Here is an 11,750-nt window from a genome sequence, read left to right as displayed (position 1 = left end):
ATTATATCATACGAAAATGAAGTGAACTAGCACGACTTTACTCCCACGTGTAGGACATCTTTAAGATTGTTCCTGGTTGAAGGTTCGGATTCATAAAATGGGTTGGATCCGTGCTCATCATACGCACAATTCTGCAGTTCTGGTCTTCCATACGTTCGACCATCACAGGTACGCCGTTCAATTCAATGACCGACTGCTTTTCATAATCGGACAGTTTAGACTCGAACATGAACTCATGAGGCATGACTGTATATAAAATCATTGGACATAATCCTGTTCTTCTTTAGGTTTATTCGATTCGATCAACTCGTTCAATTTCTTCATTGCCATCCCAAGTCCGCCTACCTGATTGATCAGTCCATATTCGACAGCATCATCACCAACTACATTCGTACCGATATCCCGTGTAAGGTTTCCTTTTGATAGCATGAGGTCTTTAAATTTTTCCTCTTCAATATTCGAATGCCGCAAAACAAAACTGATTACCCGATCCTGCATTCTATCCATATATTCAAAGGATTGAGGAACTCCGATAACTAAGCCTGTCAATCGAACTGGATGTATTGTCATTGTAGCGGTTTCTGCGATAAATGAATAATCTCCTGCTACAGCGATCGGAACTCCAATCGAATGCCCTCCGCCTAAAACAAGACATACGCTCGGCTTGGAAAGGGAGGCGATCATTTCAGCAATTGCAAGGCCTGCCTCTACATCTCCGCCTACTGTGTTCAAAATGACAAGCACACCTTCTATTTTCGGGTTTTGTTCGATTGCAACGAGCTGGGGAATCATATGCTCATATTTAGTCGTCTTATTATTAGGCGGTAATTGTACGTGCCCTTCTATTTGTCCAATAATCGTCAAACAGTGGATATTGGACTGCTCCACTTGTGGAATGTTCGTCTGTCCCATTTGCTGTATTTTGTTTACAAGATTATCGCTGTCTTTATTCGGTTGATTCTGCTTTTGTGGTTTGCTAGGCTGCGCCGGTGTACTAGGTGTTACCCGTGCATCGTTTCGGTCCGGTTGCTGATTCATGGGTGAGGCTCCTTTCACAACAAGCTATACTCTCACTTTAGTATTGTCTTATTGTGATTCATTCTATCCAAGAATTAGCCTTATTTACAATTTTTCAAATCGAAAAAAAGACTGACACATTGATCAACATCTCATCATTCATGGAAGATGCCAGTCACATTGTCAGTCTCTTATAAATTAAATTTCGCTTAACACCGCAGATAACCGAACACGTTCCTGTTCATTCAAAGGAACAAGTGGTAAACGTACACCACCAACATCAATCCCTCGAATCTGAAGTGCCGTTTTCACAGGCGTAGGACTCGGTGCTGCGAAAAGTTCACGCATCACCGGTAACAGCCTACCGTGCTTTTCGGCTGCATCCTTTATACGACCTTCCTTGAAATCCGAAACCATCGCCTGCATTTCATTTCCAATAACATGCGATGCAACAGATACGATGCCATCTCCTCCTATAGAGAGGACAGGCAGCGTTAATCCATCATCACCGCTGTAAAGATGGAAATCATCAGAAGTCTTCGTAACAATTTCTGTCATTTGATCCAGATCGCCACTTGCTTCTTTTACACATACGATATTTGAAACCTCAGAAAGACGAATGATCGTATCAATGGTCATATTGATTACAGAACGTCCTGGTATATTGTAAAGCATTACCGGCAGGTCCGTTGACTCAGCAATCGTTTTGAAGTGTAAGTATATACCTTCTTGGTTAGGCTTGTTGTAATATGGAGCGACGAGCATAACTGCATCTACACCAGCTTCCTGTGCTTTCTGTGTAAGCTCAATGGATGCGTGGGTGTTATTGCTTCCGGTACCTGCGATGACGGGGATCCTATGATCCACTACCTTCACAACGTGTCGGAATAGAGCGATTTTTTCTTCTTTCGTTAATGTAGGGGATTCTCCTGTTGTACCCGCAACTACAAGAGCATCGGAACCATTTTTGATCAAATACTCAACTAATTTTGTCGTTTTCGTAAAATCAATATTTCCTTTGTGGTCAAATGGTGTGACCATAGCTGTTAATACGCTACCAAATTTCAACATTCTCTCCTCCTTTTACTTGTATATCCCTTCTGCCTTGCTATTCACTTCGATCCAATGCAAAGGCTTTATGAAGGGCATTTACAGCCTTCGCCATATCGTCCTCTTGCACAAGAACCCATATGGTTGTATGGGAGTCTGCAGATTGGAGGATATGGATCCCCTCTTTGGCTAGGGCTTCAACTATTTTTGCCGTTACACCAGGTGTTCCTGCGATCCCTGCACCGACAGCTGACACTTTCGCGCATCGGTGGTGCAGTTCAGGTTCATAACCAATAGCCTTCAAAGTTGAAACAGCAATGTCAGTTAGATCGGCATTAATTGTGTATACAACACCCTTAGGACTAATATTTATAAAGTCGACGCTAATCTGTTGTTTAGCCATCGCCTTAAATATATTGCTCTGGAAATCATAATCTCCGTCTTTTGCATTTACTTTGAGCTGTGTAATATTTGCGACGTGGGCGATCCCTGTGATCAAACGTTCCTCAATGTCTTTTCCTGCTTCTTCACTAATCGATGAAGTTACAAGTGTCCCTTCATTATCACTGTAGGTTGATCTGATCCGGAGTGGGATTTTCGCTTGCATAGCAATTTCAACCGCCCTCGGATGAATGACTTTTGCTCCCTGATAAGCCATGTTACAAATTTCGTTATAGGACACGATGTTCAACGGGCGTGCATCTTGTACGATTCTCGGATCTGCCGTCATTACTCCTTCAACATCTGTAAAAATATCTATTACACTTGCATTAAGAGCCGCTCCGAGTGCTGCAGCAGAGGTGTCGCTTCCGCCACGTCCGAGTGTTGTCACATCTCCAGAGTCAGATTGTCCTTGAAAACCAGCAACAACAACGACATCATTTTGCTCAAATGCGGTATAAATACGTTCACAATTCATTTCGATAATTTTCGCATTATTGTGCTCATTGGTCGTTCGGAAACCAGCCTGAGCACCTGTTAGTGAAATGGCACTGATCTGTCTACTGTTTAAAAGTTCAGTAAATACGATAGATGAAATAATTTCTCCGCATGACATTAATAAGTCCAACTCTCGATTGGACACTTTCGATTGGCTCCCACCGATCAGGCCCAACAAGGTGTCAGTTGCGTATGGATCCCCGTTACGTCCCATCGCTGAAACGACGACCACCACTTTTTGGCCTTTTTGAACTGCATTTAAAACATGATCAATCGCCTTGCTGCGACTGTCCTCATCCTTTAAAGATGTCCCGCCGAATTTTTGTACAACTATGTTCATGAGTGCACCTTCTTAAACTTATTTCAACATTCCTAACTTTACTAGACTTTCTACGATTTGAACTGAATTCCATGCTGCCCCTTTAAGCAAATTATCTGATACGACCCATAAATGGAATCCATAAGGTCGATCCAGATCCTGTCTTATGCGGCCGACAAATACGTCACGCTTTCCAACGCAATGTGCTGGCATAGGATAAACTTGATTTGCCGGATCATCCTCTAATACGATTCCTGGAGAATCTTTAAGCAGGTTTTTCAATTCTTCAACATTTACATTATCTTGATCAATTTCAATGTAAATAGACTCAGAATGTCCTGTTTCTACCGGAAGTCGAACACACGTAGCGGATACTTCAAGCTTTTCCATATGCATGATTTTCTTTGTTTCATTGATCATTTTCATCTCTTCAAACGTATAGCCGTTTTCTTGAAATTTATCAATCTGCGGAATCGCATTGAAAGCGATCGGGTAGTGTTTTTCATCACCTGCAACTGGCAATACTTCAGGTGTGTAGTCCTTATTATCCAAAATAGCACGTGATTGGTCCTTTAATTCATTGATTGCACTCGCACCGGCACCTGAAACCGCTTGGTAAGTGGATACGATTACTTTTTTAAGTCCATATTTTTTTCGAATCGGTTCTAATGCAACGACCATTTGAATCGTAGAACAATTCGGGTTTGCAATAATCCCATTATGGTTGCGCAGATCTTCTTCATTTACCTCTGGAACAACTAGAGGCGTTCTTCCATCCATTCGGTATGCGCTCGTATTGTCAACTACGATTGCGCCTCTTTTTACAGCCTCTGGAGCAAGTTTTTTAGAAATTGAACCTCCAGCAGAAAACAATGCCAATTGAACCCCTTCAAACGATTCAGGTCTAGCTTCTTCAAGCGTATATTCTGAACCATTGAACATTATCTTTTTTCCTGCAGAACGTGCACTCGCAAGTAACTTTAACGAGGCAATTGGAAAACTTCTTTCTTGTAACGTTTGGAGCATCTGTTGTCCGACAGCACCGGTTGCGCCGACGACAGCAACATGATAACCACTACTCGTTTCCATTTTGAATTTGTCCCTCCTCTTACGATTAAACCCCTATCCACAATTGAACGGGGTGACTCATCGGACACAGACTTTTACCAAAGAAAGTGAGATCCCATCTTGGTGGCCGTCTGAATCTATATTGAGTCAACCCCATTTTATACAGTCATATTGTCATTTATTTTACCATAACATTGAGTATAGAGATATGCCCTATAATTAATATATTCGTAAGACAGGCTGTAATTGTAGACCATCTAATGCCGCCTCAACAGTTTCTTTTAATAAATCCATTTGGGCAACGAGTGAATTGGGTTTATTTTGAGGAGAGTCTTGGCCGTATGGAATAAAATAAATATTTTTCGCTGACATTAATCGCATGATGTTTACCCCGTTTAAACCAAGACCATCATTTGTTGAAATCCCCAATACGACTGGATTCAAGTTCCTCATCGTAGCTTTAGCAGCCATTAGTACTGGGGAATCTGTCATTGCGTTGGCGAATTTACTAATCGAATTACCGGTGAGGGGCGCTATAACCATGCAATCGAGTGGTATTGTTGGACCGAATGGTTCTGCTTTCACAATCGAATCAACTACTTCAGTTCCAGTAAGTTCTTCTACTTTTCGGATCCAGTCTTCCCCTTTACCGAAACGTGTTGTCGTATTTTTCACTGTAAACGTTACGAATGGCGTGACTTTCGCACCCGCGTCCATAAGGCTTTGAATTTGTGGAGCAACTGCTTCGTACGTACAGTGAGATCCTGTCAATCCAAAGCCGATGTGTTTTCCTTCGAGGTTCATTCTCCTTGCTCCCTCCCAAATTATTGATCTGCGATTAGCAGTTGTGTCAATACATTCGCTATGATTTTACCCGCAGTTTTCGGAGCTACAATCCCAGGTAATCCTGGCGCCAACAATGCTTTGATTCCTCTCTTTTCAGCAAACCGAAAATCCGTTCCTCCCGGTTTGGAAGCAAGGTCAATAATGAGCGTATGAGCTGGCATTTTAGCAATCACATTCGCTGTTACAATTTGGATCGGTATGGTGTTTATACAAACATCAACCTTATTCACTTCTGATTCAAGATCTTTAAGATAAAATGCCTTCAAACCCATTTCCGTAATTCGTGCAAGGTGTTCAGACTTCCTTGCTCCAACAGAGACATTTGCCCCAAGATTTGCGAACGTTCGTGCTACAGACATACCTACACGCCCAAGCCCAAGAACCATTACGTTTGACTGATGAATTGTCGTATCGGTATGTTGAATGACCATCATGATTGTGCCTTCAACGGTTGGGATCGAGTTGTAAATAGCTACATCATCCCGCTCGAACAGCTTGACATGTTTTCGATTCAAGCTTTTTGTACAATTTGTCAAATAATCATTTGTAATTCCAGAGTATACTGTGCAGGTTTGATTGGTCTGTTTAAGTATCTCTTCAGTAAGATATATTTTTTTGTTTGAAAAAATCGTTTCAATTTCACCCGTTGAACCACTTCCGCTAACCGGAAGTATAATTGCATTCAGTTCATTAAGCGGAATTTCCTCTAGGCCTACTTTCTTAGCACCTGTAAAACCATGGTCTAATTGATCAAAGCCGACTAAATACAACGTCGCATTTAATTCAGTCAACTTCCGTATGACCTCAAGCTGACGTGCATCTCCACCGATGATTGCTGCTTTAATTCCTGTTAACATCCTTCCTCCCCTTCCTCTTTCATGGTTTTGATTGGAGGAATAGTAATCTAAGTGCTGATTCTTCAACATCATATGAAGGAGACACCATCATGGTGATTATTTATAGTCGGATTGTACTTCTGCTTGTGATGGATCAATCAAAATCGTTTCTTCACCAACCCGGTAGATTTTGTTCCATTGAAAACGTATCGTTGATTTTTGTTTTCTCCACCCATTCCATTGGGATACTGGAATTTCAAGAGAGTGTATGTATCCAGAATGTTCATCAATCGTAAATTCTGCATGTGAAAGAACTCCTAACTTTTCACCTTTCGTGTAATCAATCATTTCTTTACCTAAAATTTCACTTAGTCTCATCATTAGCCTCCAGTACATATGTTTTTATAGTAAGTTTCAAAAATAGACTATTCAGAAGCTTATGGAACTTCGACTAAATACGTTACAGCGAGCCCTTCGTTACCTTTTGAACAACCCTTATACATATATATGAGCAAAAACTCAGAATTACCATGTAACATTAATTAGTACCTTTAAAGCTTCTAATTGTAAATGCACTTCTAAAAGGTTCAAAAGGGCTGACTTCAACATCAACTATCGATGTTGGAGTCAGCCCCCTCTTTTTCATTATATTTTAATTCGGGAATTTAGATGGAAATTGTCCAGTTGGGCTAATCAATGAGCTAGAAAAGTCATTTGAAAAAATCGAATGGACCAACCGGTCTACGTTTTGTTTGGACACTGCATCAATACGCTCCGTCATTTCATCCAACGATCGATGATGCTTCAACAAAAGCTCGTGCCTTCCATTTCGACTCATACGACTATTAGTACTTTCCAAACTCAACATCAAATTACCTTTAATTTGCTCTTTACTGTTGGAAACCTCTTTATCTGTTACACCGTTTTGTTTAAGAGAGTCAATGATAGAGTCGATCGTTTTGTAAACCTCATCGATCTGACCAGGCGCTGTACCTGCATAAATGTTGAATACCCCTGTATCAAGATGTGCGGAGTGATAAGAAAATACTGAGTAAGCCAATCCTCGTTGTTCGCGAACTTCTTGGAATAATCGACTGCTCATGCTTCCGCCAAAGATATTATTCAATACGATCAAATCAAAAATGCTGTCATCCCCAACAGGAAGTCCTTCATATCCAAGGCAAAGATGTGCCTGCTCTGTCTCTTTCTTACGTGCCTTTTTTTCAGCACAAAATTGAGGTTTGATCATTTCAGGCTTTGTATGTTCAGTTTTAAAACCCCCAAAATAATCTTCAACTTTTTGAATAAATGAGGCATCGATGTTACCAGCAATAGAGATCACGATATTATCAGGTGTATAATATTCATTCATATACTTACGCAGTGAATCACCTGTGAAAGATTTCAATGTCTGTTCAGTTCCTAGGATCGGGTAGGCAAGTGGATGGTGACTGTAGGTTGCCTGACTCAGCAGATCATGAACGATATCATCTGGTGTATCCTCATACATCTTAATTTCCTCTAAGACAACATTTTTTTCCTTCACCAATTCCTCATCTACAAATGTCGAATTAAAGAACATATCAGCAAGTGTATCTAGTGCATAGTCGGCATGTTTGTCCAAAACTTTTGAATAATAACAGGTGTACTCTTTTGACGTAAAAGCATTAACCTGACCTCCAATGGAGTCAAATGACTCAGCAATCTCTCTTGCACTTCTCGTTTTTGTACCTTTGAAAAACATATGTTCGAGAAAATGGGAAATACCGTTGTTGTTTTTATCTTCAAATCGAGATCCTGTTCCAATCCATATTCCAATCGCAACTGAACGAACTGTTGGAATATTTTCCGTTACAATACGAACTCCATTTTTACATGTATGTTTGGTAATCAATATTTATCCTCCTAATTCATTCAACCAACAGGAAAAACTATGTATTATTTGGGCATCCTCTATAAGTATAATTATGGTTCTTTTGTCTAACTTCTAAAACCACTATACCACACTTAAGTACTATTTCGACAATTTTTTGTCGAAATCTACCTTTGTATCTGAACGTATAACCCGCTTTTCATTCATTAGCTGGGAGACGGTTCCGATTGAATAACCTTTTTCTTGGACTCCTTTGATCATTTGATCCAAAGCTTTCTCAGTAGACACAGTTGGATGCATAAGAACAACTGCTCCTGGGTGTATGTTGTCGATAATTCGATTCGCCATTTGTTCAGGATCAGGCTTCCTCCAATCGATTGTATCAACAGACCAAAGAATCGTCTTCATTTTTAGTGAAGCAGCAACATTGACGACATTGTTCGTCCAACTGCCACTAGGTGGTGCAAACCAAGCGGGAGTCACATTTAAGGTGCTTTCAATCATTTCGTTCGTCTTGCGGATTTCCTCTTCAATACGACCATTCGTCAACGTTCTCATATCCGGATGTGAATATGCGTGGTTGCCGATTTCATGACCTTCCTCGTATATGATTTTCGCCATCTCTTGGTTTTTCCTGACCCAGGATCCATCAAGGAAAAATGTCACGTGTATTTTGTGTTCTTTCAATGTTTCAAGCATTCCTGGTAGGTATTCGTTCCCCCATGCAACGTTTATTAAAAAAGTGACCATCGGTTTATTAGGGTTCCCACGAAAAATAGGGGCAGGCGGTAGGTCGTTGAGAGTTACTTCTGGGGATGTTTGCTTGTAAACGATCAACGACAAATCGAATTTTCCCTTCTTTTTCATCCGGTCATACGATGCATCTACATCAACAAGGATACCATTATAACCCGGGATCGCTTTCCATACAGGATCTATTCGGGCATTGATTGGTAATTCATTTCGCTTCGATGCATACGTTTTTATTTGTTCCAATAATTTATCCGGATGAACCTTCTGATTGGAAACTGGTTGGGATGTTCCTTTTAATGTCTCTATATATCGATGTGACAAGGGGTTTTGAATTATCGAGTATGTGACTATGAGTAAAACAACAACTATAACAATATGAATATGCCGTCTCAAACCCACTCTCCCCTTTCCAACACTGATTATTGCCTCTATTTAAAGGTTATGATTTGACCGGACAAGATAGAACAAGGTAAAAAAGGCAAAAAAAAAAGAGACGGACTAGTTATCCGACTCTTACTTTTGCTCTTGTGCTTTCTTTTGTTCTTTTATAACAGCCTTCCGTGAAAGGTTGACCCGGCCTTGATTGTCGATTTCCGTTACTTTTACGAGGATTTCATCTCCAAGTTTCACAACGTCCTCAACTTTTGGTATACGTTCTTCCGCAAGCTCGGAAATGTGGACGAGACCATCTTTACCACTGAACAGTTCTACGAATGCACCAAACTTTTCGATTCGTTTTACTTTCCCGAGGTACACTTCTCCGACTTCCACTTCGCGAACGATGTCTTCGATTGTTTTCTTTGCTTTTTGGTTCATCGATTCATCTGCTGAGGCGATGAATACCATGCCGTCTTGCTCAATGTCGATTTTCACTCCGGTTTCTTCGATGATTTTATTGATCACTTTTCCGCTTGGACCTATTACATCGCGAATCTTATCCGGATTGATTTTCATTGTCAAGATCTTTGGAGCGTACCGAGACAACTGATTGCGGGGCTCGGAAATTGTACTTAGCATTGAATCAAGGATGGCCATTCTGCCTTCTCTCGCTTGGAATAATGCTTCTTGAAGGGTTTCTCGGCTGATTCCAGAGATTTTAATATCCATTTGGAGCGCTGTAACACCTTGCTTCGTTCCGGCTACTTTAAAATCCATATCACCAAGGTGATCTTCCATCCCTTGAATATCTGTAAGTACGGTTACATCATCCCCGTCACTGATGAGTCCCATCGCAATTCCAGCAACTGGTGCTTTAATCGGTACACCTGCATCCATCATCGCCATTGTGCTTGCGCAAATACTCGCCTGTGAGGACGACCCGTTTGATTCAAGTACCTCACTTACAAGTCTTATCGTATATGGGAAATCCGCTTCGGAAGGAACTACAGGTTCGAGTGCTCGTTCCCCAAGGGCTCCATGTCCGATTTCCCGACGTCCTGGTCCACGCATGAATCCGGTTTCTCCTACACTGAACGGAGGGAAATTATAATGATGCATGAATCTTTTCGATTCTTCAATATCTAATCCATCAAGGACCTGAACATCTCCAAGTGCACCAAGGGTACAAATACTTAACGCCTGTGTCTGACCTCGTGTGAATAACCCAGAACCATGGGCTCTTGGAAGTAAACCTGTGTCAGAAGAAAGTGGACGGATTTCATCGATCTTTCTACCGTCAGGACGCACCTTATCGATCAGAATTAAACGGCGCACCTCTTCTTTGATGAGTGTATGTAAAATTTCTTTCGTCTCTGTTGCTTTTTCCTCATCATCTTCATATTCGGCAAGCACTTTATCTGAGACTGCATCCAATGCATCTCGACGTGCATGCTTCTCAACTACTTTAACCGCTTCCTTAACGTCAGCTATGAATTTACTACGAACTTCTTCTGTAAGATCTGTATCAAGCTGGTGAAGCTTCACTTGTGTCTTTTCTTTTCCAATTTCCTTGGCAATCATTTCCTGGAATTCGACAAGCTTTTTAATTTCATCATGACCGAACATGACCGCTTCAAGCATTACTTCTTCTGGTACTTCATCTGCACCAGCTTCCACCATGTTGATGGCTTCTTTCGTTCCAGCAACGATTAGGGAAATGTCACTTTGTTCCTTCTGTTCAATAGTAGGATTGATGACAAATTCTTCATTGATACGTCCTACTGTTACACCAGCGATTGGACCTTCGAACGGAATGTCAGATACAGTAAGAGCTAATGAGGATCCGAACATTGCTGCCATTTCAGATGAACAATCCTGATCGACACTCATAACAATACTGATGACTTGTACTTCGTTACGGAAACCATCAGCAAACAAAGGACGAATCGGTCGATCAATCAAACGGGATGCAAGTACTGCCTTTTCACTTGGTCTTCCTTCTCGTTTTATGAAACCACCAGGAATTTTCCCGACCGCATATAGTCGTTCCTCATAGTTAACTGTTAACGGAAAGAAACTTAAGTTTTTTGGTTCTTTTGATGCAGTTGCAGTTGATAGTACCGCTGTATCACCATAGCGAACCATAACGGCGCCATTAGCCTGTTTAGCTAGGTTCCCAGTCTCAATGGTCAGTTTACGACCACCCCAGTCAAGGGAATAAACGTGCTTATTATGCTCCATATTCTGTGAGAACTCCTCTCAAACTTCAAATTATTGCTACCATTATTTATTATAACCCAAAATTTTGTAATCAAAAAGGCAATTTGACCGGACTTTTTGAACAAGCTCTTATAGTGTGATTTCAAAAAGTAGACGAATCAGAAACAAGAAGTTCCAGGCACAACAGCTTTGAGGACCGAAGCGACGAGCGAAACTTGCATAAATACTGCGAGTTGCACCGAGAAAGCCTTCTGAGAAGATAAGCTTGTAGACGCAGGTGCATATGCTCATACTTTGGACCGGAAAAGCCGAGTAGCACAGAAATTCGCCGTTTATCAACGAGCGGTACTTGCACGAAGACTACGAGTTGTACCGAAGAAGCTTACCTCTTGTAGACGCATGTACATGAGCCCTTGGATACTTTTTGAACAACCTCTTATACCTTCTAAAC

Annotated in this window: 11 protein-coding genes; all 11 read right to left on the bottom strand. The window is 41.1% G+C overall.

The window, feature by feature from the left end:
• Positions 1-37 precede the first annotated feature (37 nt).
• The 11 genes from MOJ78_RS10140 to pnp all read right to left on the bottom strand — a co-directional run bounded on the left by MOJ78_RS10140 (position 38) and on the right by pnp (position 11,320).
• The gene (locus MOJ78_RS10140; RefSeq protein ID WP_304981062.1) at positions 38-262 is read right to left on the bottom strand and encodes a YlzJ-like family protein; all 225 of its coding nucleotides are present in this window, start codon (positions 260-262) and stop codon (positions 38-40) included.
• The gene (locus MOJ78_RS10135) at positions 259-1,038 is read right to left on the bottom strand and encodes a ClpP family protease (RefSeq protein WP_304981061.1); all 780 of its coding nucleotides are present in this window, start codon (positions 1,036-1,038) and stop codon (positions 259-261) included. The genes MOJ78_RS10140 and MOJ78_RS10135 overlap by 4 nt, the downstream gene beginning before the upstream one ends.
• 177 nt (positions 1,039-1,215) lie before the next feature.
• Complete coding sequence (dapA, locus tag MOJ78_RS10130) at positions 1,216-2,088, bottom strand: 4-hydroxy-tetrahydrodipicolinate synthase (RefSeq protein WP_304981060.1); 873 nt, start codon at positions 2,086-2,088, stop codon at positions 1,216-1,218.
• Positions 2,089-2,125: 37 nt separating this feature from the next.
• The gene (dapG, locus tag MOJ78_RS10125; RefSeq protein WP_304981059.1) at positions 2,126-3,346 is read right to left on the bottom strand and encodes an aspartate kinase; all 1,221 of its coding nucleotides are present in this window, start codon (positions 3,344-3,346) and stop codon (positions 2,126-2,128) included.
• Between the two features lie 18 nt (positions 3,347-3,364).
• Positions 3,365-4,414, bottom strand: coding sequence for an aspartate-semialdehyde dehydrogenase (gene asd / locus MOJ78_RS10120; RefSeq protein ID WP_304981058.1), 1,050 nt, complete (start codon positions 4,412-4,414; stop codon positions 3,365-3,367).
• 198 nt (positions 4,415-4,612) lie between these two features.
• The gene (gene dpaB, locus MOJ78_RS10115; RefSeq protein WP_304981057.1) at positions 4,613-5,197 is read right to left on the bottom strand and encodes a dipicolinate synthase subunit B; all 585 of its coding nucleotides are present in this window, start codon (positions 5,195-5,197) and stop codon (positions 4,613-4,615) included.
• A gap of 20 nt (positions 5,198-5,217) precedes the next feature.
• Positions 5,218-6,096 (bottom strand): dipicolinic acid synthetase subunit A, encoded by an 879-nt coding sequence (dpaA, locus tag MOJ78_RS10110; protein WP_304981056.1) that lies wholly within the window; start codon positions 6,094-6,096, stop codon positions 5,218-5,220.
• A 96-nt stretch (positions 6,097-6,192) separates the two neighbouring features.
• Positions 6,193-6,453 carry a YlmC/YmxH family sporulation protein gene (locus MOJ78_RS10105; protein WP_304981055.1) on the bottom strand — a complete coding sequence of 87 codons (261 nt, stop codon included), beginning with the start codon at positions 6,451-6,453 and terminating at the stop codon, positions 6,193-6,195.
• A 274-nt stretch (positions 6,454-6,727) separates the two neighbouring features.
• Positions 6,728-7,969 carry a M16 family metallopeptidase gene (locus MOJ78_RS10100; RefSeq protein WP_304981054.1) on the bottom strand — a complete coding sequence of 414 codons (1,242 nt, stop codon included), beginning with the start codon at positions 7,967-7,969 and terminating at the stop codon, positions 6,728-6,730.
• 120 nt (positions 7,970-8,089) lie between these two features.
• Positions 8,090-9,094 carry a polysaccharide deacetylase family protein gene (locus MOJ78_RS10095; protein ID WP_304981053.1) on the bottom strand — a complete coding sequence of 335 codons (1,005 nt, stop codon included), beginning with the start codon at positions 9,092-9,094 and terminating at the stop codon, positions 8,090-8,092.
• A gap of 120 nt (positions 9,095-9,214) precedes the next feature.
• Positions 9,215-11,320 (bottom strand): polyribonucleotide nucleotidyltransferase, encoded by a 2,106-nt coding sequence (pnp, locus tag MOJ78_RS10090; protein WP_304981052.1) that lies wholly within the window; start codon positions 11,318-11,320, stop codon positions 9,215-9,217.
• Positions 11,321-11,750 lie beyond the last annotated feature (430 nt).

The organism is Alkalihalobacillus sp. AL-G, from assembly GCF_030643805.1.
GTDB lineage: Bacteria > Bacillota > Bacilli > Bacillales > Fictibacillaceae > Pseudalkalibacillus.
Note: the sequence above shows the minus strand (reverse complement) of the source record. Positions and strands in the feature narration are given on the sequence as shown.

Bases quoted from the DNA above. Each gene is read 5' to 3' on its own strand.
- MOJ78_RS10140 (WP_304981062.1), bottom strand. From the start codon at position 262: ATGATTTTATATACAGTCATGCCTCATGAGTTCATGTTCGAGTCTAAA.
- MOJ78_RS10135 (WP_304981061.1), bottom strand. From the start codon at position 1,038: ATGAATCAGCAACCGGACCGAAACGATGCACGGGTAACACCTAGTACA.
- dapA (WP_304981060.1), bottom strand. From the start codon at position 2,088: ATGTTGAAATTTGGTAGCGTATTAACAGCTATGGTCACACCATTTGAC.
- dapG (WP_304981059.1), bottom strand. From the start codon at position 3,346: ATGAACATAGTTGTACAAAAATTCGGCGGGACATCTTTAAAGGATGAG.
- asd (WP_304981058.1), bottom strand. From the start codon at position 4,414: ATGGAAACGAGTAGTGGTTATCATGTTGCTGTCGTCGGCGCAACCGGT.
- dpaB (WP_304981057.1), bottom strand. From the start codon at position 5,197: ATGAACCTCGAAGGAAAACACATCGGCTTTGGATTGACAGGATCTCAC.
- dpaA (WP_304981056.1), bottom strand. From the start codon at position 6,096: ATGTTAACAGGAATTAAAGCAGCAATCATCGGTGGAGATGCACGTCAG.
- MOJ78_RS10105 (WP_304981055.1), bottom strand. From the start codon at position 6,453: ATGAGACTAAGTGAAATTTTAGGTAAAGAAATGATTGATTACACGAAA.
- pnp (WP_304981052.1), bottom strand. From the start codon at position 11,320: ATGGAGCATAATAAGCACGTTTATTCCCTTGACTGGGGTGGTCGTAAA.